Below are 22,481 nucleotides of genomic sequence, written 5' to 3'. Positions count from 1 at the left end.
TGAAAATAATGGGACCTTTGCCAGCCGTTAATTTATCGGAGAAATCCGTTCCCTTCACAGAAAAAGCCGTATCGCAGTCGGCTTCAGGCGGGTTTGCCGAGTTGATTTTGAACATGAAATCAGCCAATGATGGAATGGAAGCATCCTCGGAAAATAAAATAATTAGCAAAATCATGAAAGCGATTGAAGAGTATGTGCTCTTGCCCGAGCCTTCGCGGACAAACGGAGAGGCAGTTACAGATATGTTTTATATAAAGGCGACAGAGGCGGAAGTGGAACCAGGGCTGTTTTTAAGTGAAGAAGCGGTAAGCGGAAATTTATCCACGGAAATCGAAATGATAAACAAAGTCTTGAAAGCGATTGAAGAGAATACGGTCATCCCTGAATCGCCGTTGCAAGCAACGCACGAAAGTGACGGAACGACGATCGGTGAATTGACGGACCTGCTGAACAGAGTACCTTCCGGTGAGACATCTACTGTTTTCACTTTGCTTATGAACCTTTTAGCTTCAGAACCGCCGCCACAAAGTAAAGGAGGCGAGCGCGCTTCCGGAGAGGAAAAAGAAAATACGTTTCAGACCTTCCGGACTCTTCTGCACACGCTAAAAGCAGCCGGAAGAGTAAATAAAGAAGATGTGAAAGTTCTTAAAAGTCTGCTTGAAAAATTCATCGCAACTCCGGAAGGTCGGACCGGCACCGTTCCGGCAGCTGAAACAACAGGTTCTGAAGAAGAGAAAAAGCTGTTCAGGAAACTGGTGAACATTATAAAAGAGGAAACATCTCTGCCTGCTCCAATACGGGAGAGAGGGAAGTTACCCGTAAAAGAAACGGAAAAATGGGGAACGCAAGCTGTTTCAAGTCGCTCCAACCATCCCGTTGCAGTATCGGAAGTGAAAACAGAGAAAAATGTCCTCCCCGGTTTTTTTATGCCCATGAGTAAAGCGGAGCAGATGACGGTCCAAAACGTTTCCACGGATTCGCAAAACCCGGGACGGCAGAAATTCCTTAAACAGATCCAGGAAATGATTACTACCAGCCGGATTTTTCATGATGAAGCGGGGAATCAGCGTATGCTGATTAAGTTGAAACCGTCGTCTCTCGGTGAAATGATTCTGAAATTCTCCCAATCAGGCGGTGAGACCACTGTCAGGATGATAGTGAGTACGCAGGCGGCGAAGGAAACACTCGAAAGCAACATGCATCAACTACGTTCCATGTTCGCTCCCCATCAGGTAGTCGTTGAAAAAGTCGAACCGAACTTTAATCAGCAGTTCCTTTACGAAAGAGACTCTCCGGATGGAAGAGAAGAGAGGGAAGAAGAAGCTCGCACCCCGACTTTTGAAGAAGAGACAGACGAAGAATTGAAAACGGAAGAACTCTCTTTTTCCGAAATACTAAATGAGAAAGTTTAGGTGGTCGAATTGAACACAATCGATTCTACGTATTATCTCGAGAACCACATAAAAAAAAGAGATAATCAGGAAGCCGGCACTCTCGGAAAAGATGATTTCCTGAAAATACTTATGAGTCAGCTGCAGAATCAGAGTCCGCTTGATCCGATGAAAGACAAGGATTTCGTTGCTCAAATGGCACAATTTACTCAGCTGGAACAGATGACGAATATGAGTAATACATTCGAAAAGTATTTTAATAAATCAGAAGGTTCCGTAGCCGAATACAGTCACATGATTGCTAAAGAGATTGCGTATTTCCCGGAAGAGCAAAGTGAAGGGGACCGGGGAGAACTGAAAAGCGGAGTTGTGGAAGCCGTGAGTCTGAAAGAAGGAGAGGTTTTCCTTAAATTAGATGATGGAGCCCGTGTACCTGTGAGCAGCATCCAGGAAGTGAGAAATAACAGGGATGGCGACCAACATGGAACCTAAAATCCACAGGTCCTATCACCCGATGCCACTGGATGTGAATCGTGAAAGGTCGAAACCGAAAGAAACGGACCGCTCCTTTCAGGAAGTGCTGGGTCAGCAGCTTACGTTAAGTAAACATGCCAGACAGAGACTGGAAGAAAGAAATATAGAAATACCCTCCGAACAGTGGAATAAAATCGGGGAGAAATTGACCGAAGCGAAACGAAAAGGCGTACGTGATTCGCTTGTACTTACGAAGGAAGCTGTGCTGGTGGTAAACACGAACAGCAATACCGTAGTCACCGCGATGGATAAACAATCGGCGAACAGCCGTCTTTTCACCAACATCGACGGGACGATAATTATGTAACAAAGGCCGGACCTTATAAAGGAAGCCTTCCAATCGCGGATGGACAGAAGCGATTGAATTAAAGAGAGGATGAATAACATGCTACGATCCATGTACTCGGGAATTTCAGGAATGAAAGGTTTTCAGACGAAGCTTGATACGATAGGAAATAACATTGCCAACGTAAATACTTTCGGTTTCAAAAAAGGAAGAACGACGTTCCAGGGGATGATGAGTCAGACGATGCAGGGTGCTCAGGGCCCGCTTGGGGGCGGCCCCGGGCGTACGCTCGGCGGAGTGAATGCTAAACAGGTCGGTCTCGGTTCCAAAGTAGGCACCATCGATAACCTGCACACCCAGGGAAACAGACAAACAACTAACCGGCCTCTGGACCTTTCCATAGAAGGGGACGGGATGTTCGCTATGTATGAAAGCGGGGATGGAACAGCTACGGGCGGAAGCCTGCAGGGGGATGAGAATGTCACTTTTTCAAGAGCCGGAAATTTTTACCTCGACAGTGACGGTGTCCTTGTGAATGGAGATGGTAAGTATATCATCGGAGATCAGGGGAATGGAACCGGATTGACGGGCCGGGCAGGCGCGCTGACCATTCCTTCTGACGCCCAGAGTTTCAGTGTACAAAGTGACGGAACCATTAACTACGTGAACCCGGAGGGGGAAACAGAGGTAGCGGGACGTGTGATGCTGGCAAATTTCTCCAACCCGTCCGGACTCAGGAAAATCGGCAACAATGAATTTCAGGAAACGGCCAACGCCGGATGGGTGGGCGGTCCGGCAGGCGGGCCTCTTGGTATCGATAACTTGAGTATAGCCGGCGAGGACGGAGCCGGTCAGCTCGTATCAGGTACTCTTGAAATGTCGAACGTTGATCTGGCTGAAGAATTTACGGAAATGATAACGGCACAAAGAGGATTTCAGGCTAACACGAGAATCATTACTACGTCGGATGAGATTTTGAATGAACTGATCAATCTTAAGCGTTAATTATCATCAACAGGAAGGAGAAGGAGGGCGTATCGCCCTCCATACATACTATGATTGAGCTGACAAGATTTAACGGAGAACAGTTTGTTTTCAATGCTATTTACATTGAGCAGGTTCAATCGACGCCGGATACGACCATTACGACTACCAGGGGGAAAACGTTTGTAGTGAAAGAGGAGAAAAAAGAAGTCGTAGGAAAAATAAAACGTTTCTACAGGGAGATCGGTCTGTGGCAGGTAGTCAGTAAAGCAGGTGAAGAATAATGTCGAAATTGATGAAAACTACACTTATCATACTTTCCGTATTAACAGTACTGGGGGTAGGAGCGATAGTTCTCGTACTCAACATGAACGACACAAAAGCTGATGGAGAAAGAAGTATCGACGACATAAGGAATGCTTCTCTGGAGACAGAAGAGATGACGACGGATCTTAAAGATGGAGGTTTTGTCCGTATCAGCTTCCGTATTGTAACGGATAGTAAAGATTCATTAAAAGAACTTGAGAAACGTGATTTTCAAATGAAGAACGTAATCCTCAAACAGCTGGCCCGGATGAACGAAGAGGATTTCAAAGCTGATTTAACCACCCTTGAAGATTCCATAAGTTCAAAACTTAATGAGGTTATGAAGAAGGGGAAAGTCACAAAGGTGTATACAATCAGTAAAGTTCTGCAGTAAAGCAGATTGGCAGAAGGAGGCGGAACAGTGGCGGAAGATATATTATCACAAAGTGAAATCGACTCCTTACTATCGGCCATCTCCACCGGAGAAATGGATGCAGAGGAGTTAAGGAACGATAAAGAGAAAAAAAGAGTGAGGGTATATGATTTTAAAAGAGCCCTCCGTTTTTCCAAGGATCAGATCCGGTCACTCGCACGGATACATGAAAACTTCGCGAGACTTCTGACGACTTATTTTTCCGCTCAACTGAGAGCGTATGTGAATATCAGTGTAGCTTCTGTCGATCAGCTGCCCTACGAAGAGTTCATCCGTTCCATTCCCTCCATGACTATACTCAATATATTCAGTGTGCAGCCGCTCGAGTCACGTATCCTGCTCGAAGCGAACCCGAATATAGCATACGCCATGCTTGACCGGGTCCTCGGCGGCCGTGGGGAAAGTGTAAACAAAGTGGAGAATCTGACAGAGATAGAAACCACTCTTATGTCTAAACTGTTCGAACGGGCGCTCGGAAACTATCAGGAAGCATGGGGCTCCATAGTGGAAATCGAACCGGTTCTCGAAGAATTTGAAGTGAATACACAATTTCTTCAGATGGTCTCTCCCAATGAGACTGTAGTTGTCGTTTCGCTGAATACAACGATAGGGGAGACAAGCGGGATGCTGAATATATGCATTCCTCAGGTAGTACTTGAACCGATCGTTCCTAATTTGTCCGTCCACTACTGGATGCAGCAGAAACAATTGAAGGAAAGAGACCCGAAAGAGTATCAGGCACTGACGAAAACGGTGGAAAAGACGAAGGTCGATGTAAGTGCTGAACTCGGTAATACAGACATCAGTATAGATGAGTTTCTGCATTTGAAAAAGGGAGATACGATCCAGCTGAACCAGCCGGTGGACAAACCGCTGCAGCTGAAAGTGGGAAGAGAGGACAAGTTCCTGGTGCAGCCCGGTAAAGTGAAAAATAAAATAGCTGTACAGGTTTTAGAAACCCTGGAAAGGGAGGAGAAAGACGATGAAGGATGATATGCTGTCTCAAGATGAAATCGATGCACTATTAAATGAGAGTGATGATGAAGAAGTAGCGGAAAACGTTGTGAATGACGAGGAACAGCCGGGACTTTCCGAAGTCGAGAAAGATACGCTCGGGGAAATAGGTAATATTTCTTTCGGCAATTCCACAACGGCGCTTTCTGCACTCTTAAATCAGAAAGTTCAAATCACTACGCCCGAGACGACTACGATTTTACGTAAAGAACTGGAGGATACCTTCCCCGAACCTTACGTGGCGGTTCTGGTTACATATACGAGCGGTATTTCCGGTGACAATCTGCTCGTCCTGAAGGTGAAAGACGCTGCAATTATAGCCGATCTTATGCTCGGTGGGGATGGAACTTCTCCGGAAGAGGAGCTTGGAGACATTCATTTAAGTGCCGTTCAGGAAGCGATGAACCAGATGATGGGTTCCGCCGCCACAAGCATGTCTTCGATGTTCCGCACGAGAATTGATATATCCCCGCCGGAAATAACGATGCTCGATATTGATAATAAAATAGGTGTTGATTACATCCCCACGGAGGATCTGCTGACGAAAATATCTTTTCGCCTTAAAATCGGAGAGGTAGTCGATTCCGAAATTATGCAGCTGCTTCCCGTTGATTTCTCGAAGGGGCTTGTAGAGCAGCTGATGAGTCCTGAGAATGAACAAGAACAAAGGAATGAAAATCGTTCGAATAGTACAGCGAAATATTCGGACGTCAAAAAGCCGGCGGCACACGAACAGAACCCGGAGGAAACTGCCTCTTTTTCTTCTGCCGAAAACGGAAAACCTCAAATGCTCGGCAGGCACTCGACCGGAGAAAGTCATGCAGAATCGGTAGAGTTTGAAAATTTCCACAACCACCATGCCGCTCCTTCCGGTCGGAATAATCTTGATATGCTGCTGGACATCCCGCTGAACGTTACGGTCGAGCTGGGACGGACGAAAAGATCCATCAGAGAAATACTTGATCTGAGTTCCGGGTCGATTTTGGAACTTGATAAACTTGCGGGGGAACCGGTAGAAATATTCGTAAATGAAAAGCTGATGGCCACTGGAGAAGTAGTAGTGATTGATGAAAACTTCGGAGTAAGAGTGACCGACATTTTAAGCCAGCAGGACAGACTGAAAAAATTAAGGTAGAACCAGGGAGTGACTGTAAGAATGAGCGAGCGAATAATGATCGTGGATGATGCTGCATTTATGAGGAAGATGATCCGGGATATTGTAGCGAAGAATGGATACGAAGTGGAAGCGGAAGCAGAAAACGGGCAGATGGCTGTAGATATGTATCACGAATATAAACCTGACCTCGTAACGATGGACATAACAATGCCGGAGAAAGACGGGATACAGGCTCTGAAAGAGATAAGGCAGTCGGATCCGGAAGCCCGGGTAGTGATTTGTTCTGCTATGGGGCAGCAGGCGATGGTCGTGGAGGCCATACAGGCAGGGGCAAAGGATTTCGTTGTAAAACCATTCCAGGCGGATCGTATGATCGAAGCGATCCAAAAAGCTCTGAAATAGGTTTTATGAAAAAGTTCATAACCCTTATTATTATCATGTTTTCTTTTCTGTGTCTGAGTCCGGCAGTCGCTTACAGTTCAAGCCCCAGCGTGAGTGAATGTGCGAAGAATCCGGGAATCGACGGATGCAGCGAAGAAGGAGGGGAAAGCAAAGAGGAAAATGAAGAGCAGCCTGCTGCCGAACCTTTATGGTGGAGTGCAACCAAGCTGATTCTCGCTTTAGTGTTCGTACTCGGACTGATATATGGTGTGCTGAAGTTCATACAGAAAAAGAATAATCTCTTTTCCAATACGCGACAGATGCACAATCTCGGCGGAGTACCTCTCGGTCAGAATCGCTCCGTACAGGCAGTGAAAATCGGGGGACACGTCTATATTATCGGAGTGGGAGACACAGTGGAGATGCTAACGGAAATCACCGATGAGGAAACGAGGAAACAGTTATTAAACGGTGAGTCCGATCTTTCGGGCGACAATGAAAATTCCGGCAAGCAGTTTCACCAGCTCTTTGATAAGCAGCTTTCTCTTATGAAAGAGAACAGGATGAGAAACGGCCGCGGAAAGGATCATACAGATGAGTGAATTTGTAGACCTGTTTTCGGGGGCTGACCCTGAAAGTATATCGACTTCCGTTCAGCTGCTTCTGCTTTTGACAATATTGTCGATAGCTCCGGGTATTCTCATTTTAATGACAAGTTTTGCGAGGATCATCATTGTACTCTCATTTGTCCGGACTTCACTGGCCACCCAACAGATGCCTCCCAATCAGGTTTTGATCGGTCTGGCGCTGTTTCTTACGTTCTTTATAATGGCGCCTACCTTCAATGAGGTGAATGAGAATGCTCTGACACCACTCCTCGAAGAAGAGATATCACTCGAAGAAGCCTATACGAACGCGAGCGAACCGATGAAAGAATTTATGTCTTCCCATACACGACAGAAAGATCTGGAACTGTTCCTTAACTACTCCGGTGCCGAAGCTCCGGAAACTGTACAGGAAATTCCGATGACTACTCTCGTGCCGGCTTATGCCATCAGTGAATTGAAAACTGCTTTTCAGATGGGCTTCATGATCTTTGTACCTTTTCTTGTCATTGATATGGCTGTCGCCAGTGTACTTATGTCTATGGGGATGATGATGCTTCCACCGGTTATGATTTCTCTTCCGTTCAAAATTTTATTGTTCGTTCTTGTGGACGGCTGGTATTTGATTACACATTCTTTACTGGAAGGTTTCTAGGAGGAAAAAAATGAATAGTGAAATGGTTATACAGTTTGCCAAAGATGGGGTGTATACTGTTTTGATCGTGACAGGTCCTTTGCTGATTCTCGCTCTGGCAGTCGGGTTAATTGTGAGTATTTTTCAGGCTACTACTCAAATTCAGGAACAGACGCTCGCTTTCGTCCCGAAGATTGTAGCGGTTCTGATCGGTCTTGTGTTTTTTGGTCCATGGATGTTGACCAATATGGTGGAATTTACGGCTTCAGTGTTCAGGAATTTGAACATGCTGGTAGGGTAACCCCGTGGCGGAATGGGCTACACTTGCAAACGTCCCCGCATTTTTACTGGTTTTTATAAGAATCACCGCTTTTTTTGCGACTCTCCCACTATTCTCATATCGGACAATTCCTGCACAATATAAAGTGGGTTTCTCATTTTTTCTTGCACTAATATTATATATTTCTATTGAACCTCCTCAATTCTCGCTGGATGAAATGTTTTTTATGCTGATGTTGAAAGAAGCGATTACGGGTCTTTTCATAGGATTACTGGCATACGTTGCCATTACTGCAGTCCAGGTGGCCGGGGGATTCATCGACTTCCAGATGGGCTTTGCCATAGCGAACGTCGTCGATCCCCAGACGGGTGCCCAAAGCCCTTTGATCGGTCAGTATTTATATACGGTGACTCTTCTGTTCATTCTCGTAACGGACGGCCATCATTTAATGATTGACGGTATCTTTTACAGCTATCAAGCCATAGAGATCGATCAGTTCCTGCAGTTTCAAAACGAGTCCTGGATAGAATTCGTCATTTATACATTCAATGAAATGTTCATCTCAGCTTTTCTTATGGCTCTTCCACTGGTCGGCTGTCTGTTTCTCGTGGATGTGGCACTTGGGATTATCGCCCGTACCGTACCGCAGCTGAACGTATTTGTAGTGGGGCTGCCTCTGAAAATATTTGTAGCGTTGGCAGTTTTAACAATCGTAATGGGCTTTTATGTGCTTCTGATCGAAGAGATTTTCGATCTCGTTCTTGAAACTATGCGCGGCTTTATCGATGTGCTGGGGAGGTCTTAGAGGAATGCGACTGAAACTTGATCTGCAATACTTCGCTGCTGATGAGAAAACGGAAAAAGCTACGCCCAAGAAGAAACAGGATTCCCGTAAAAAGGGGCAGGTGGCAAAGAGTCAGGATGTGAACACCGGATTTCTTCTGCTGCTTACGTTCAGTACTCTTTACCTTATCGGTCCCATGCTCAAAGACACGCTGCTGACGATGTACGAACAATCCTTTACGGAATACATACATCTGGACATAACCGAACAGACTGTAAGTCACGTACTCAACAAAATGTCGCTCGAGATTTCCAAGGTACTGGCCCCTGTCATGGGGATAGCGATCGTGGCCGGGCTGACTTCCAACCTTATCCAGGTCGGGGTGATGTTTACGGCAGAACCTTTGAAAGTCGACCCGAAGAAATTGAACCCCATCCAGGGTTTTAAACGTATTTTTTCCGCGAGGGCACTGGTGGAACTGGTGAAGTCACTGTTGAAAATAACTGTGATCGGTGTCATAACCTTTTCGGTCATCTGGACCAATAAAAACGATATGATCATGTCGGCTCAGAAATCCCTGGATGCGGCTCTCTCTTTTTTCGGAAATACGACTATGATAATGGGACTTGCTTCGGCTATGGCCCTGCTGCTTCTTTCCGTGATCGATTACACCTATCAGAAGTATGATCACGAAAAAAACATTCGAATGTCCAAAAAAGATATAAAAGATGAATATAAAAATATGGAGGGTGACCCTCAGATCCGGGCTAAAATCAAGGAAAAACAGCGGCAGATGTCTGCTGCACGAATGATGAGTGAAGTTCCGGAAGCGGATGTAATTATTACTAACCCGACCCACTACGCCGTGGCTCTCAAGTATAACGAACAGAAATCGGACGCTCCATTTGTGGTGGCGAAAGGAGTCGATTTCATCGCTCTTAAAATTAAGGAAACAGCCAGGGCGCATGACGTTATCACAGTTGAGAATCGCCCGCTCGCCCGAGGGCTTTACAGTCGTACGGAAATCAATGAACCGATTGAAGAAGAATTTTTTCAGGCGGTGGCCGAAGTTCTGGCTTATGTATATAAATTGCAGAAAAAAGTTTGAATTCATTAAGGAGAGACGAAAATGTCAGCGAGGGACTTATCTGTATTATTAGGAATTATATTAATTATAGTCATGTTGGTTATACCTCTTCCCGGGTGGTTATTGAGTTTTTTGATCATGGTGAACATCACTCTGGCTCTTCTTGTTATTCTCGTTTCGATGAATATGGACGACGTGCTGCAGTTTGCGGTTTTCCCCACTCTTCTTTTACTAATGACTCTTTTCCGGCTCGGTTTGAACGTGTCGACGACCCGGTCCATCCTTTCTGAAGCCAGAGCGGGAGAGGTGATCGAAACTTTCGGTACATTTGTCATCGGGGGAAATCCTCTGGTCGGTTTCGTCGTCTTCATCATCCTGGTAATCATTCAATTTCTCGTCATCACGAAAGGGGCGGAGCGGGTATCGGAAGTTGCTGCCCGTTTCACTCTCGATGCCATGCCCGGGAAACAGATGAGTATCGATGCTGATTTGAATGCGGGTATGATCAATGAGCATCAGGCGAAAGAACGTAGAGATAAAGTGGAGCAGGAAGCTGATTTTTATGGAGCGATGGACGGGGCTAGTAAGTTTGTAAAAGGAGACGCTATTGCCGGAATCATCATCGTTTTAATGAACATCATATTCGGGCTTATCATAGGAATGGTTCAGATGGGGCTCGGGTTTCAGGAAGCAATTGATACATATATGAGACTTACGGTCGGAGACGGGCTTGTAAGTCAGATCCCCGCCCTTCTCCTTTCCACGGCAACGGGTGTAGTGGTTACAAGAGTAGCTTCCAAAGGGAACCTGGGTAACGATTTGACTGATCAATTATTTCGTTTTCCGAAACTCCTGTACGTGGCCGGCGGAGCGATTTTTCTGCTCGGTCTCACTCCCATCCCGTTTACACTTACAATGTTAATCTCCTCAGTTATGATATTCGGAGGATATTGGCTGTCGAGAGAAACGGGCGAGCTTGATATCGAAGAGGAGGATGAAGAGAGAAACGAGAGTGAGCAGATGAAGGCTCCGGAAAATGTAGTGGATCTCATCAGTATGGATCCGATTGAATTTGAATTCGGTTATGCGCTCATTCCTATCGCTGATGCAAATCAGGGAGGGGATCTGCTGGACAGAATAGTCATGATACGCAGGCAGATTGCGATCGAACTTGGAATTGTCATACCCGTAGTGAGAATAAGGGATAATATTCAGCTTAATCCGAATGAATATCGGCTGAAAATAAAAGGGAACGAAGTGGCGAAAGGAGAACTTCTGCTGGATCATTATCTGGCGATGACACCAGGGGAGGACGACGGAATGGTGGAAGGTATAGATACGGTGGAGCCTGCTTTCGGATTGCCGGCCAAGTGGGTGGAGGAAGATATGAAAGACGAAGCCGAGTTACTGGGCTATACAGTCGTCGACCCTCCTTCGGTCGTTTCCACTCACGTAACTGAAACGATTAAACGGCATGCTCACGAACTTCTTGGACATCAGGAGACCCAGCAACTGATCGATCACCTGAAGGGATCATACCCGGTGCTTGCCGGAGAAGTTACACCGGAGCCGATGGCGATTGGAGAGGTGCAGAAAGTGCTGGCTAAACTGCTGCAGGAAAATGTGTCAATCAAAAACCTGCCGGTCATTTTCGAAACTCTCGCCGATTTTGCCAAAATGACGAGCGACACGGATCTTCTGGCCGAATATGTACGTCAGTCGCTGGCTACACAAATAACGAATCAGTACAAAAAAGAAGAAGGTGTAATTAAAGTGGTTACGATTTCAGGGCAGGTAGAAAAATTAATTGCAGATCATGTTCAGCAGACGGAACATGGGAGTTTCCTCGCCCTTGATCCGGAAAGACAGCAGCAGATTACGGAGAGTGTGGCGAATAAGGTGGAAAAGTTATCCCTGCAGGAAGAAAACGCCATCATTCTCTGCTCACCAGCAATACGAATGTACGTGAAACAATTACTCAACCGTTTCTTACCTCAGGTAATCGTTCTTTCCTACAATGAAATCGACCCGAATGTAGAAGTGCAGAGCGTCGGGGCGGTGAGTCTGGGATGATCGTAAAGAAGTTTGAGGCGGAAACGATGCCTCTGGTCATGAAAAAAGTTAAAGAAGAGATGGGTGTCCAGGCGATCATTCTAAATTCCAGGAAAAAGAAAACGAAAGGGGTCTTCGGGCTGTTCAAAAAGATTCGGATAGAAATAACGGCTGCTATAGAATCCGAACCTCCGGAAACTGGTCATACAGTCAGTGAGAAAGACGTTCCCCCACGCACTTCCTCCGAAGCGGGGGGACAGCAGCGTAAAGAAACAGTCCGGCCCCTCTCTTCAGCTTCAGCGAAGGCTGCAAAAGAACAGACGGAAATTTCCGCATTTTTAGAACACGAGCTTAATCCGGAGATCCTTCAGGAAATCAGACGAGAAAAAAATGGTACGGATCCCTTCTGGGGAAGGGTGAGAGATCATTTACACAAAGGAATCACAGAAATCCCGGCCACCTCCCGTCCGGGGAATAATAAATACATCCATCTTATTGGACCTACAGGGGTCGGCAAGACGACTACGGCTGCTAAACTGGCCGCCAATGCAATATTGGATGATAATTTGTCGGTAGGTTTCATTACCACAGACACGTACCGGATAGCAGCTATCGAGCAGCTGCGTACCTACGCCAGGCTTTTGAACATCCCGATGGAGGTTGTTTACAATCTGGAGGATTACAGGAAAGCGAGGGAGGAAATGAAAGATAAAGATCTTGTAATCGTTGATACGGCAGGAAGAAATTACAAAGATTCTTCCTACGTAAGCGAGCTGCAGAAGATAATTGACTTCGATGAAGAGGCAGATACCATCCTTGTCCTTTCGATGACAAGTAAATTTAAAGATATAGAGGCAGTGTATAAACGATTTTCAGAAGTGCCTCTCCACTCATTGATTTTCACAAAGATGGATGAATCCGGAAGCTTCGGTGCAGCGGTAAGCTTAGCCGTTAAATATAAAAAAACTGTTTCCTTCGTTACTACCGGTCAGAATGTTCCTGATGATATAACTACACTCCCATTGTCGGAACTCACGGAGCAAATGCTGAAGGAGATAGAAACGAGTGAGTGACCAGGCCGAAAATCTCAGAAGAAAATTGGAGGCTCGGCACGTTACGACCAAAGCGGGAGTCATTTCTATCCTCAATGCCGAAAGCACGGAGAAGCGTACTGATATAGCTGCAGATTTTGCGATGGAATTAAGCTTGACCGGTTCGGAAGTTCTCATCATCGGAAGAGGCAGAGAAAGACGTACATCATCAGGGATTTTATCGGAAGAGGCAGCCATTCATACAGCTTCCGGAGTGTATAAAGAAGCTCCGTATCAGGTGGAAACGACTTCATTTCCCTATTCTTTTCCGGATTTCGAAAAGATGCTGTTCAAACATGACTATATATTCCTCGATTTGGGAAGTGGAATATTACGGGAAGAAGCCGGATTAGCCGCATGTGCCGACGAAACGTTCATTATAATGGAAAATAGTGATGTTTCCCTTAAAAAAGCGTATGCAATGATAAAGAAGTTACACTCCGCTTCTCGAGAACAGCGCATTTCTCTATTGCCTAACAGGATTTCGGATGAACGTAATGATAGAAAAGCTCTCGAAAGGGTCAAAAAGGTGACGGCCGATTTTCTCGGCAAAGAGGTGAATCTGCCGGTTCCACTCCCTGGCACGGGCGGAAGTCAATCCGTATTTTCCGCTTCTGTAAACGAGCTTAAAAAGGAAAGGAGAACCGGGGATTCGTTTCTGATCAGGCTGAAAAAATTAATGGCAGAAATCTGAAAAGAACCATCAGTACTAAAGGAGGGCTACTATGTCTAATCCAATTTCTCCCGAAGAAAAGAAATTGTGGCACAGGTGGATCGAACATAACGATAAAAATGCTGCCAATGAACTGGTAGCTCAATATGAGTATCTCATCAATTATCAGGTCCAGCGTGTATCCCAGCACCTGCCTCAAAGTGTAAGCAGGGAAGAAATAAGGAGTTTAGCATATTTCGGGCTTTACGACGCACTGAAGAAGTTCGAACTGTCCCGTAATTTGAAATTCGTCACGTATGCTTCCTTCAGAATCAAAGGCAGTATTATTGACGGACTCAGAAAAGAAGATTGGCTTCCCCGTACAGTCAGGGATAAGGCAAAAAAGATCGAAAAGACCGCGGAGCAGCTGGAACAGAATTTCGGCAGACAACCGGCACCGGAGGAAATTGCCGAAGTTTTAAATATGAGACCCGAAGAAGTAGAAGAAACGACAAGGGACGTCTATTTCTCAAATGTACTCTCTGTGGAAGAAAAACCACATGACGACGGCGGCGATTACAAAGAGGGGGCAGGATATCTGGTTCCTGAGGATTTGGAAAATTCTCCGGATGAACAGGCAGTCAAAGGTGAAAATATCCGGGAGCTTACTGAAGAGATTAAAATGCTCAATGAAAAGGAACGACTGGTGTTGAGTCTGTTTTATGAAGAGGAACTCTCCCTCACCGAGATAGGAGAAGTGATGAATCTAACTACTTCGAGAATATCCCAGATTCATGGACGTGCAATATTCAAACTGCGCGAAGCGCTCGGGAAGTATCGGAATTGATCTGTGACTTGCCGGGGGGGCGGACTGAAGTTGCACAGGCTTATGAAGCAGAGAATTAAGTTGGTGAAAACGAAATGACGATGTACTTGCTGATAATCAATTTTATCGTGGACGGGATCATCCTTATCGGGATGTTCCTGTTGTTTATGAAAGACCCTTCTAGGGAGGAAATGCAGAAACAAAAGCAGATAGCAAGAGAAATAGAAGGAACCTTCCAATCCTACCTGGAGGAAATCAGAGAGGAGAACAGGAAATTTGAACAGAATACCGTCTCCCGAAGGTCAGATTCTCTCACCGAAAAGAAAGAAGAAGTGTCCGGAAACAGGCGGACGAAGTCGGAAGACCATATAGAGTTTCAACCGCCGGTTACTGAAAGCAGAGAAAAAGTGGAATTTTCGGAAGAACTGAAAGTGAAAAAGATGGCAGAAGAGGGGAAAAGCCTGGAGGAAATGGCAAAACTGCTGGGTACGGGAAAAACAGAAGTGGAGATGATGATGAAATTGATTCGAAGACAGCAATAAGGAGGTTGCTAATTTTTCTCATGTATGGTATAGTAACCTCCGGTGTCAATACACACGTCTCCGGATTTCGTTGTAGGTTGCTTCCTATTAGACAGGGAGTTTGCAATGAAAAAAGAAGGGGATGGAGGATACTAAATAAACCAAACAGGAGGATTTTATTATGTCAGCTATTTCAATGAAGCAGCTGCTCGAAGCAGGAGTTCATTTCGGTCACCAGACACGTCGCTGGAACCCTAAAATGAAGAAGTACATTTTCACGGAGCGTAATGGTATTTACATCATTGACCTTCAGAAAACTGTAAAGAAAGTCGATGAAGCGTTCAACTATGTACGTGATCTTGCTGCAGACGGCGGTACAGTACTATTTGTAGGTACTAAAAAACAGGCACAGGACACAGTTCGTGAAGAAGCGAACCGTGCCGGTATGTATTACATCAACCAGCGCTGGTTGGGTGGTACACTAACTAACTTTAAAACAATCCGTAAACGTATCGGTCGTTTGAAAGAAATCGAGCGTATGGAAGAAGACGGAACCTTCGATGTTCTTCCTAAGAAAGAAGTTATGGAACTGAATAAAGAAAGAGAAAAACTCGAAAGATTCCTCGGCGGTATCCGTAATATGGAGAGCCTGCCGGATGCACTTTTCGTAATCGACCCTCGTAAAGAGCGTATCGCGATTGCGGAAGCTCATAAATTGGATATTCCGATCGTCGGTATGGTGGATACCAACTGTGATCCGGATGAAATTGATTATGTAATTCCTGCAAACGACGATGCTATTCGTGCCGTTAAACTTCTTACAGGAAAAATGGCTGACGCCATCCTTGAAGCTAAACAAGGTGAAGAGGAAGCTGAAGCAGCCGGTGAAGAAGAATCCGGCGAGACAGAAGAAGAGACGGAAACTGTAGAAGAGTAGGCAGGTTTCAGGGGGTGATAAGAGGGAAACCTTTTATCACCTTTTTTACAGAGGAGGGCGCTTCGTCCAAACTTAATCCCAAGGAGGAAAATTACATGGCTATTAATGCAAAAATGGTTAAAGAACTGCGCGAAATTACAGGTGCAGGAATGATGGATTGTAAAAAAGCTCTTACAGAAACAAATGGTGATATGGAAGAAGCTCAGAACTGGCTTCGCGAAAAAGGAATTTCGAAAGCAGCCAAGAAAGCTGACAGAATTGCAGCGGAAGGTTCCGCTCATATCGTTACTTCCGGAAATACAGCAGCTATGATCGAAGTGAACTGCGAAACAGACTTCGTAGTTAAGAATGAGCAGTTCCAGCACCTCCTTCAGGAACTTGGGAACCACATTCTTTCCGAGAACCCTTCCGATGTAGAAACTGCACTGGAACAGCCGCTTCACGGCGAAGGACAGAAGGTCGGCGATTACATCACTGATGTCATCGCGAAGATTGGTGAGAAAATCTCTCTTCGCCGTTTCGTCGTGAAAGAAAAAACAGATAACGACGCTTTCGGTTCTTATCTTCACATGGGCGGTTCCATCGGTGCTTTGACAGTACTTGAAGGTTCTACGGATGAAGCTGCTGCAAAAGATGTAGCTATGCATATCGCAGCCGTTAATCCCCGCTACACTTCCCGTGAGCAGGTACCTGAAGAAGAACTTAATACAGAGCGTGAAACATTGAAAACTCAGGCGCTGAATGAAGGAAAGCCTGAAAATATCGTTGAGAAAATGGTGGAAGGCCGCCTGAACAAGTTTCTACAGGAAATCTGCCTGCTTGAACAGGACTTCGTTAAAGACCCGGATCAGAAAGTGAAACAGTTCGTGGAATCCAAGGGTGGAAAAATCAACGAATTCACACGTTTCGGCGTTGGTGAAGGTATGGAAAAACGTGAAGAGAACTTCGCTGACGAAGTGATGAGTCAGGTTAAAAAATAATAACATTCACTTAAAATAGGGGACACGCTGTGTTCCCTATTTTAAAAGTGAAACTTTAGTTGAATACTGCCATGGAGGTTATTATGAATAAAACCCGATATAACAGAATCGTGCTGAAATTAAGTGGGGAAGCATTAAGTGGGGAAGAAGGATTTGGAATAGAACCGAGTATCATCCAGTCGGTCGCACAGCAGATCAAAGATGTGGCTGAACTGGGAGTGGAAGTTGCAGTAGTTGTGGGAGGCGGAAATATCTGGCGCGGGAAAGTAGGAAGCCAGATGGGCATGGACCGTGCAAACGCTGATTACATGGGTATGCTGGCAACGGTTATGAATTCCCTTGCTCTCCAGGACAGTCTTGAGAACATCGGTATTCCTACACGTGTACAGACATCCATCGAAATGCGCCAGGTGGCAGAACCTTATATTCGCAGGAAGGCCATGCGCCATCTGGAGAAAAAACGGGTAGTGATTTTCGCAGCCGGAACCGGTAACCCTTATTTCTCCACAGATACAACAGCTGCTCTCCGCGCTGCCGAAGTGGAAGCGGACGTTATCCTTATGGCTAAAAATAACGTCGACGGGGTATATACATCCGATCCGAAACTGAATGACGATGCACGTAAGTATGATCGTCTTTCTTACATGGAAGTATTGAATGAAGGTCTTGGAGTGATGGATTCTACTGCTTCATCATTATGTATGGACAACGATATCGATTTACTGGTATTCTCGATTATGGAAGAAGGAAATATTAAAAAAGCAGTCCTCGGTGAGGATATTGGAACGTTAGTGAGGGGGAAATAACATGTCTGACAAACTTATCAAAGAAACGAAGGAACAGATGAAAAAAGCTACCCAGGCTTTTTCGAAACAATTGGCTACCGTGCGGGCGGGACGTGCAAACCCGTCGATTCTCGACCCGGTATATGTCGATTACTACGGAGCTTCCACTCCGCTTCAGCAGCTGGCCCAGGTTTCAGCTCCGGAGCCGAGACTCCTTGTGATCACACCTTACGATAAATCAGCTATTTCGGAAGTGGAAAAAGCTATTCAGAAAGCCGACCTCGGCCTGTCCCCTTCGAGTGATGGTAACGTGGTCCGTATCAATATCCCTGCACTTACGCAGGAGAGACGTAAAGACCTGACAAAACTCGTCAAGAAATATACAGAAGAAGCAAAAGTGCAGATCAGAAACATCCGTCGTGAAACGAACGACGCTCTTAAGAAGAATGAGAAAGACGGGGAACTTACGGAAGATGACCTCCGTTCTTATCAGGATGACGTACAGAAACTTACAGATGAGTACGTAAAAGAAATAGATGACCTGTCGAAACAAAAAGAAGAAGAGATGCTGGAAGTATAAAATTAAAGGGGAAGCCGTGCTGTATTTGTTTGGCAGTACGGCTTTTGTTTTGCTATCATATGTGGTAGTTTTGTTAGGAAGGGATAGCGCTTATCCGAATTACATATAGTGAATTAAGAAAAGGATGGTATCCATGCCACTAAATCTTCCATTTATAAATCGGAGAGATCCGAAGCCGGAAGCAGAAACAGAAATCGATACGACAAATATACCAAAACATATAGCAATTATAATGGATGGAAATGGCCGCTGGGCAAAGGATAAAGGGTTGCCGAGAATTGCCGGTCATAAAGAAGGTATGGACGTTGTTAAGAAAGTGGTTCGGCATGCTTCGGATCTTGGTGTCGAAGTATTGACCCTTTATGCATTTTCCACGGAGAACTGGAAGCGGCCGAAAAAAGAAGTCGATTTTCTTATGAAACTTCCGGTCGATTTTTTACAGACGTATCTTCCGGAACTGGTTGAAAATAACATACGGGTCCAGACGATCGGCACAAAAGATCTTCTTCCGAAACATACTCAAAAAGCTGTCGATGAAGCTATTCATCGCACGGAAAACAATTCAGGCATGGTGCTTAACTTCGCGTTGAATTACGGGAGCAGAAATGAAATCGTGGAAGTGACGCGGATGCTTGCGTCCAAAGTGGAGGAAGGGGAACTTGCGGCCGACAGCATCACTGAAGAAACGTTCAACTCCTATCTATACACCTCCCACCTCTGTGAGCCTGATCTGCTCATCCGGACGAGCGGGGAACAGCGGTTAAGTAATTTTCTGCTGTGGCAGCTGGCTTATGCGGAGTTCTGGTTCACGGAGGTTTACTGGCCTTCGTTCACAGAATATACGTTGAACGAAGCCATTATCAATTATCAAAATCGAAAGCGTCGGTACGGCGGCGTGTAAGGTGTGATTAAATGAAACAGCGTACTGTAACAGCGATTATTGCAGGTTTGATATTTATACCTATCGTTCTGCTTGGCGGAACTTTATTTACTTTGTTTGTATATTTACTGGCAAGTATAGCTATATTCGAACTTATGAGAATGAAGAAAATTGCAAGGTATTCCGTATCTTCGCTCATTATACTGCTATTTATGTGGGCACTTATGTTACCGGAAATAAACTCCTATGAACTGAGCTCTTTTGTAACGAAGGCTGAGCTATCGCTGGTGACGGTCCTGCTTCTTTTGAGTTACACCGTCCTTGTAAATAATAAATTTACATTCGATGATGCAGGGTTTCTTCTTATTTCCGCCGTCTATGTCGGAATGGGATTTTATTACCTGATCGAGACGAGAATCGAGGGAGGACTTGATTACGTATTTTATGCCCTGTTCGTCGTTTGGGCTACTGATACCGGGGCATACGTATTCGGACGTATGTTCGGAAAAAGGAAGTTATGGCCCAAGATCAGTCCGAAAAAAACGGTGGAGGGCGCTCTTGGAGGAGTAGCACTTGCCTGCATCACTGCAGTCATTTTTCAGATCTTCCATCCACTCCATTCATCCATGTTTGTACTTATCGCCGTAACGATTCTCATTTCTGTAGCCGGTCAGATCGGCGACCTGGTGGAATCAGCTTTCAAACGTCATTACTTAGTCAAAGATTCGGGGAATATTCTGCCGGGCCACGGAGGAGTGCTGGATCGTTTCGACAGCCTCATCTTTATGCTTCCGGTTTTGCATCTGATTAACTTTATACCATAATTAGGAGCGTTGTTATGAAAAATATTGCACTTTTAGGAGCCACCGGATCAATAGGAGAACAGACACTGGAAGTGATTCGGCAGCACAAAGATAAGTTTTCCGTTTTCGCTTTAGCTTTTGGAACGAATGCCGGTAAAGCGATTCCTATGATAAGGGAATTCGAACCCGAAGCGGTGGTGACCGCGGACGAAGAAACACGGCAGAAGGTGTTCGAAGCTACTTCCCACAAAAACATCATGGTCGGTTCAGAAGGCATGGTTGCGGTTGCGAAAGATCCCGGTGCCGATGTGTTCGTCAATGCGGTGATGGGAAGTATCGGTCTTCCGGCTACCCTTGAAGCTATCCGGTCAAGGAAACGGATAGCTATCGCGAATAAAGAGACGCTCGTTACAGCCGGCCATCTCGTTATGGCAGAATCAAGAAAGTATGATACTCCTCTCCTTCCGGTGGACAGTGAACATTCGGCAATTTTTCAGGCGCTGAATGGGGAAAGAAATGAAGATGTACGCAGACTGATTATAACCGCTTCGGGAGGCAGTTTCCGCGATAAAACGAGGGAAGAACTTCAGGGGGTCAATGTAAAAGATGCTCTGAATCACCCGAACTGGAGCATGGGAGCTAAAATTACCGTGGATTCCGCTTCGATGATGAATAAAGGGCTGGAAATAATTGAAGCCCACTGGCTTTTCAATATGCCGTATGACAAGATACACGTCCTGCTTCACAGAGAAAGCGTCATCCACTCGCTCGTGGAGTTTCAGGATCGCAGCGTCATGGCCCAACTGGGGTCTCCGGATATGAAAGTGCCTATCCAGTACGCCCTCAGTTATCCGGAGAGAATTCCTCTCAGTGGCAGCGAATCACTGGAACTTGAGGATTTAGCTGAACTTCATTTCCAGAAGATGGACATGGAACGGTTCCGCTGCCTGAAATTCGCCTTTCAGGCCGGCCGGCAGGGAGGGTCCATGCCGGCAGTATTGAACGCTGCCAATGAACAGGCAGTGGCTATGTTTCTGAATGAACAGATCTCTTTTCTGGATATAGAAGCTTTTGTCGAACGGGCGCTTACAGAGCATAATTCTGTTTCTGAACCTTCATTATCAGATATAATAGAGATTGATAAAGAAACGAGAAAACGTGTGGAACGTTACGTTAAATAAAGGAAGGTGCTTCATGTGACGACGGTTATTGCGTTTATACTCATGTTCGGTCTCCTGGTGTTTGTGCATGAGTGGGGGCATTTGATCTTTGCAAAGCGTGCAGGGATGCTTGCTCGTGAATTTGCTATCGGGTTCGGGCCAAAAGTGTTTTCGTTTACCAAAAATGAAACGCTGTATACGATTCGGCTTATACCTGCCGGGGGATATGTAAGAGTCGCCGGGGAGGACCCGGAAATCATAGATCTTAAGCCGGGACACCACATCGGTCTCGAGTTCGATGAATCCGGTCTCGTCAATAAAATAGTTGTAAACAATAAATCGAGGCATCCCGATGCCCGCATTGTCGAAGTGGAGCACGCAGACCTCGATCACACTCTTACCATAAATGGGTATGAACCCGGGGAAGAAGAGAAACTGTCATTTAATGTACATCCGGAAGCGATGTTCGTAATGGACGAAAAAGAAACCCAGATTGCCCCGTATGATCGGCAGTTCGCTTCGAAACCGAAAAGAAAAAGAGCTATGCAGCTTTTCGCCGGACCCATGATGAATTTTGTGCTTGCACTTATTTTATTTACGATACTGGGATTCGTCCAGGGTATCCCATCAGATGAAGCACGTTTCGGGGAGATACAGGACAATTCTCCTGCAAGTGAAGCAGGTTTCCGGGCCGGGGATGAAGTTATCCAGGCCGAAGGGCAGCAGGTGGAGTCCTGGGAAGATTTCACAAAAATTGTACAGGAACATCCGGAAGAAACGATGACCGTTACGCTTACGAGGAACGGTACAACAGAAGAGGTAGAAGTGACCCCGAGATCCGTAAAAGCTCAGGAAAGAGAAATTGGTCAGGTTGGAGTGACGAGAGCCTTCGAAGATTCTTTTGCGAAGAAAGCGACCTTCGGATTTACGCAGACGTACGAATGGTCCACGCTCATACTGACGAACCTCGGGAAACTGATTACTGGCCAGTTCTCTATAGATATGCTGTCCGGTCCAGTCGGAATCTATGATGCTACAGACCGGGTTGTGCAGACCGGGCTTACGAATTTCGTTATGTGGACAGCTGTATTGAGTGTAAACCTCGGGATTGTAAACCTTATGCCTATCCCGGCGCTCGACGGAGGGCGGCTGTTGTTCATCGGCGTGGAACTGATCCGCGGGAAGCCGGTGGACCCTCAGAAAGAAGGAGCAATCACATTTTTCGGTTTCGCTTTACTGCTTCTGCTTATGATTGTGGTGACGTGGAACGATATTCAGCGCCTGTTTCTGTAAGTATCGGATATTAGGCAGTAATCACATAAAAGAAGCGGGAAAAGGGCGTTCGCGCCTTTTCCCTTTTTAAAAAGAGGAGAGGTGT

General features: G+C 45.7%; 27 protein-coding genes. All 27 read left to right on the top strand.

Features of this window, described 5'->3' with window-relative positions; translation table 11 throughout:
- Positions 1-8 precede the first annotated feature (8 nt).
- The 27 genes from BLU03_RS00640 (at position 9) to rseP (ending at position 22,396) form a co-directional block, all read left to right on the top strand.
- On the top strand, positions 9-1,412 hold the full coding sequence (locus tag BLU03_RS00640) for a flagellar hook-length control protein FliK (protein ID WP_245698681.1): 1,404 nt from the start codon (positions 9-11) through the stop codon (positions 1,410-1,412).
- A 9-nt stretch (positions 1,413-1,421) separates the two neighbouring features.
- Positions 1,422-1,883 (top strand): flagellar hook assembly protein FlgD, encoded by a 462-nt coding sequence (gene flgD, locus BLU03_RS00635; protein WP_093105582.1) that lies wholly within the window; start codon positions 1,422-1,424, stop codon positions 1,881-1,883.
- On the top strand, positions 1,873-2,232 hold the full coding sequence (locus tag BLU03_RS00630; RefSeq protein WP_008587885.1) for a TIGR02530 family flagellar biosynthesis protein: 360 nt from the start codon (positions 1,873-1,875) through the stop codon (positions 2,230-2,232). Before flgD ends, BLU03_RS00630 begins: the two co-directional genes overlap by 11 nt.
- A gap of 78 nt (positions 2,233-2,310) precedes the next feature.
- Positions 2,311-3,216 carry a flagellar basal body rod protein FlgG gene (gene flgG / locus BLU03_RS00625; RefSeq protein WP_093104869.1) on the top strand — a complete coding sequence of 302 codons (906 nt, stop codon included), beginning with the start codon at positions 2,311-2,313 and terminating at the stop codon, positions 3,214-3,216.
- A gap of 50 nt (positions 3,217-3,266) precedes the next feature.
- The gene (locus tag BLU03_RS00620) at positions 3,267-3,479 is read left to right on the top strand and encodes a flagellar FlbD family protein (protein WP_008587881.1); all 213 of its coding nucleotides are present in this window, start codon (positions 3,267-3,269) and stop codon (positions 3,477-3,479) included.
- On the top strand, positions 3,479-3,895 hold the full coding sequence (gene fliL, locus BLU03_RS00615) for a flagellar basal body-associated protein FliL (RefSeq protein ID WP_076570409.1): 417 nt from the start codon (positions 3,479-3,481) through the stop codon (positions 3,893-3,895). The genes BLU03_RS00620 and fliL overlap by 1 nt, the downstream gene beginning before the upstream one ends.
- A 27-nt stretch (positions 3,896-3,922) precedes the next feature.
- Positions 3,923-4,927, top strand: a complete 1,005-nt coding sequence (gene fliM / locus BLU03_RS00610; protein WP_093104865.1) for a flagellar motor switch protein FliM — start codon at positions 3,923-3,925, stop codon at positions 4,925-4,927.
- Positions 4,917-6,083 (top strand): flagellar motor switch phosphatase FliY, encoded by a 1,167-nt coding sequence (fliY, locus tag BLU03_RS00605; RefSeq protein WP_076570412.1) that lies wholly within the window; start codon positions 4,917-4,919, stop codon positions 6,081-6,083. The genes fliM and fliY overlap by 11 nt, the downstream gene beginning before the upstream one ends.
- A gap of 21 nt (positions 6,084-6,104) precedes the next feature.
- On the top strand, positions 6,105-6,467 hold the full coding sequence (locus BLU03_RS00600; protein WP_008587872.1) for a response regulator: 363 nt from the start codon (positions 6,105-6,107) through the stop codon (positions 6,465-6,467).
- A 5-nt stretch (positions 6,468-6,472) separates the two neighbouring features.
- Positions 6,473-7,048 (top strand): flagellar biosynthetic protein FliO, encoded by a 576-nt coding sequence (locus BLU03_RS00595; RefSeq protein ID WP_008587871.1) that lies wholly within the window; start codon positions 6,473-6,475, stop codon positions 7,046-7,048.
- Positions 7,041-7,706, top strand: a complete 666-nt coding sequence (gene fliP, locus BLU03_RS00590; RefSeq protein ID WP_008587869.1) for a flagellar type III secretion system pore protein FliP — start codon at positions 7,041-7,043, stop codon at positions 7,704-7,706. Before BLU03_RS00595 ends, fliP begins: the two co-directional genes overlap by 8 nt.
- A gap of 10 nt (positions 7,707-7,716) precedes the next feature.
- Positions 7,717-7,986 (top strand): flagellar biosynthesis protein FliQ, encoded by a 270-nt coding sequence (gene fliQ / locus BLU03_RS00585; RefSeq protein WP_008587867.1) that lies wholly within the window; start codon positions 7,717-7,719, stop codon positions 7,984-7,986.
- 4 nt (positions 7,987-7,990) lie between these two features.
- A complete protein-coding gene (fliR, locus tag BLU03_RS00580) occupies positions 7,991-8,770 on the top strand; it encodes a flagellar biosynthetic protein FliR (RefSeq protein WP_040609076.1) in 780 nt (259 codons plus the stop codon).
- 4 nt (positions 8,771-8,774) lie between these two features.
- Positions 8,775-9,857, top strand: coding sequence for a flagellar biosynthesis protein FlhB (flhB, locus tag BLU03_RS00575; RefSeq protein ID WP_008587863.1), 1,083 nt, complete (start codon positions 8,775-8,777; stop codon positions 9,855-9,857).
- A gap of 21 nt (positions 9,858-9,878) precedes the next feature.
- Positions 9,879-11,909 (top strand): flagellar biosynthesis protein FlhA, encoded by a 2,031-nt coding sequence (gene flhA / locus BLU03_RS00570; RefSeq protein ID WP_008587861.1) that lies wholly within the window; start codon positions 9,879-9,881, stop codon positions 11,907-11,909.
- Positions 11,906-12,961, top strand: a complete 1,056-nt coding sequence (locus BLU03_RS00565) for a flagellar biosynthesis protein FlhF (RefSeq protein WP_093104863.1) — start codon at positions 11,906-11,908, stop codon at positions 12,959-12,961. Before flhA ends, BLU03_RS00565 begins: the two co-directional genes overlap by 4 nt.
- Positions 12,954-13,673 (top strand): P-loop NTPase family protein, encoded by a 720-nt coding sequence (locus BLU03_RS00560; protein ID WP_008587856.1) that lies wholly within the window; start codon positions 12,954-12,956, stop codon positions 13,671-13,673. Before BLU03_RS00565 ends, BLU03_RS00560 begins: the two co-directional genes overlap by 8 nt.
- 31 nt (positions 13,674-13,704) lie before the next feature.
- On the top strand, positions 13,705-14,478 hold the full coding sequence (locus tag BLU03_RS00555; RefSeq protein WP_008587854.1) for a FliA/WhiG family RNA polymerase sigma factor: 774 nt from the start codon (positions 13,705-13,707) through the stop codon (positions 14,476-14,478).
- Between the two features lie 74 nt (positions 14,479-14,552).
- Positions 14,553-14,999, top strand: coding sequence for a hypothetical protein (locus tag BLU03_RS00550; protein WP_093104860.1), 447 nt, complete (start codon positions 14,553-14,555; stop codon positions 14,997-14,999).
- 160 nt (positions 15,000-15,159) lie between these two features.
- Positions 15,160-15,915, top strand: a complete 756-nt coding sequence (rpsB, locus tag BLU03_RS00545; protein ID WP_008587850.1) for a 30S ribosomal protein S2 — start codon at positions 15,160-15,162, stop codon at positions 15,913-15,915.
- 95 nt (positions 15,916-16,010) lie between these two features.
- Complete coding sequence (gene tsf / locus BLU03_RS00540) at positions 16,011-16,895, top strand: translation elongation factor Ts (protein ID WP_008587848.1); 885 nt, start codon at positions 16,011-16,013, stop codon at positions 16,893-16,895.
- Positions 16,896-16,978: 83 nt separating this feature from the next.
- Positions 16,979-17,701, top strand: coding sequence for a UMP kinase (pyrH, locus tag BLU03_RS00535; RefSeq protein ID WP_008587846.1), 723 nt, complete (start codon positions 16,979-16,981; stop codon positions 17,699-17,701).
- 1 nt (position 17,702) lies between these two features.
- Positions 17,703-18,260: a ribosome recycling factor gene (gene frr, locus BLU03_RS00530; RefSeq protein ID WP_008587843.1), complete on the top strand. Its 558-nt coding sequence runs from the start codon at positions 17,703-17,705 to the stop codon at positions 18,258-18,260.
- 133 nt (positions 18,261-18,393) lie between these two features.
- The gene (locus BLU03_RS00525) at positions 18,394-19,161 is read left to right on the top strand and encodes an isoprenyl transferase (RefSeq protein WP_008587841.1); all 768 of its coding nucleotides are present in this window, start codon (positions 18,394-18,396) and stop codon (positions 19,159-19,161) included.
- Between the two features lie 11 nt (positions 19,162-19,172).
- A complete protein-coding gene (locus BLU03_RS00520; protein WP_008587839.1) occupies positions 19,173-19,964 on the top strand; it encodes a phosphatidate cytidylyltransferase in 792 nt (263 codons plus the stop codon).
- Between the two features lie 14 nt (positions 19,965-19,978).
- Positions 19,979-21,124: a 1-deoxy-D-xylulose-5-phosphate reductoisomerase gene (dxr, locus tag BLU03_RS00515; protein WP_093104858.1), complete on the top strand. Its 1,146-nt coding sequence runs from the start codon at positions 19,979-19,981 to the stop codon at positions 21,122-21,124.
- A gap of 15 nt (positions 21,125-21,139) precedes the next feature.
- Complete coding sequence (rseP, locus tag BLU03_RS00510) at positions 21,140-22,396, top strand: RIP metalloprotease RseP (RefSeq protein WP_076570420.1); 1,257 nt, start codon at positions 21,140-21,142, stop codon at positions 22,394-22,396.
- Positions 22,397-22,481: the final 85 nt, after the last annotated feature.

Source organism: Salimicrobium album (assembly GCF_900107115.1).
Classification (GTDB): Bacteria; Bacillota; Bacilli; order Bacillales; family Halobacillaceae; genus Salimicrobium; species Salimicrobium album.
The sequence above is the reverse complement of the archived record's forward strand: the minus strand, read 5'-3'. Positions and strand labels throughout refer to the sequence as shown.

Bases quoted from the DNA above. Each gene is read 5' to 3' on its own strand.
- BLU03_RS00640 (WP_245698681.1), top strand. From the start codon at position 9: ATGGGACCTTTGCCAGCCGTTAATTTATCGGAGAAATCCGTTCCCTTC.
- BLU03_RS00630 (WP_008587885.1), top strand. From the start codon at position 1,873: ATGGAACCTAAAATCCACAGGTCCTATCACCCGATGCCACTGGATGTG.
- flgG (WP_093104869.1), top strand. From the start codon at position 2,311: ATGCTACGATCCATGTACTCGGGAATTTCAGGAATGAAAGGTTTTCAG.
- BLU03_RS00620 (WP_008587881.1), top strand. From the start codon at position 3,267: ATGATTGAGCTGACAAGATTTAACGGAGAACAGTTTGTTTTCAATGCT.
- fliL (WP_076570409.1), top strand. From the start codon at position 3,479: ATGTCGAAATTGATGAAAACTACACTTATCATACTTTCCGTATTAACA.
- fliY (WP_076570412.1), top strand. From the start codon at position 4,917: ATGAAGGATGATATGCTGTCTCAAGATGAAATCGATGCACTATTAAAT.
- BLU03_RS00600 (WP_008587872.1), top strand. From the start codon at position 6,105: ATGAGCGAGCGAATAATGATCGTGGATGATGCTGCATTTATGAGGAAG.
- BLU03_RS00595 (WP_008587871.1), top strand. From the start codon at position 6,473: ATGAAAAAGTTCATAACCCTTATTATTATCATGTTTTCTTTTCTGTGT.
- fliP (WP_008587869.1), top strand. From the start codon at position 7,041: ATGAGTGAATTTGTAGACCTGTTTTCGGGGGCTGACCCTGAAAGTATA.
- fliQ (WP_008587867.1), top strand. From the start codon at position 7,717: ATGAATAGTGAAATGGTTATACAGTTTGCCAAAGATGGGGTGTATACT.
- flhB (WP_008587863.1), top strand. From the start codon at position 8,775: ATGCGACTGAAACTTGATCTGCAATACTTCGCTGCTGATGAGAAAACG.
- flhA (WP_008587861.1), top strand. From the start codon at position 9,879: ATGTCAGCGAGGGACTTATCTGTATTATTAGGAATTATATTAATTATA.
- BLU03_RS00565 (WP_093104863.1), top strand. From the start codon at position 11,906: ATGATCGTAAAGAAGTTTGAGGCGGAAACGATGCCTCTGGTCATGAAA.
- BLU03_RS00555 (WP_008587854.1), top strand. From the start codon at position 13,705: ATGTCTAATCCAATTTCTCCCGAAGAAAAGAAATTGTGGCACAGGTGG.
- BLU03_RS00550 (WP_093104860.1), top strand. From the start codon at position 14,553: ATGACGATGTACTTGCTGATAATCAATTTTATCGTGGACGGGATCATC.
- rpsB (WP_008587850.1), top strand. From the start codon at position 15,160: ATGTCAGCTATTTCAATGAAGCAGCTGCTCGAAGCAGGAGTTCATTTC.
- tsf (WP_008587848.1), top strand. From the start codon at position 16,011: ATGGCTATTAATGCAAAAATGGTTAAAGAACTGCGCGAAATTACAGGT.
- pyrH (WP_008587846.1), top strand. From the start codon at position 16,979: ATGAATAAAACCCGATATAACAGAATCGTGCTGAAATTAAGTGGGGAA.
- frr (WP_008587843.1), top strand. From the start codon at position 17,703: ATGTCTGACAAACTTATCAAAGAAACGAAGGAACAGATGAAAAAAGCT.
- BLU03_RS00525 (WP_008587841.1), top strand. From the start codon at position 18,394: ATGCCACTAAATCTTCCATTTATAAATCGGAGAGATCCGAAGCCGGAA.
- BLU03_RS00520 (WP_008587839.1), top strand. From the start codon at position 19,173: ATGAAACAGCGTACTGTAACAGCGATTATTGCAGGTTTGATATTTATA.
- dxr (WP_093104858.1), top strand. From the start codon at position 19,979: ATGAAAAATATTGCACTTTTAGGAGCCACCGGATCAATAGGAGAACAG.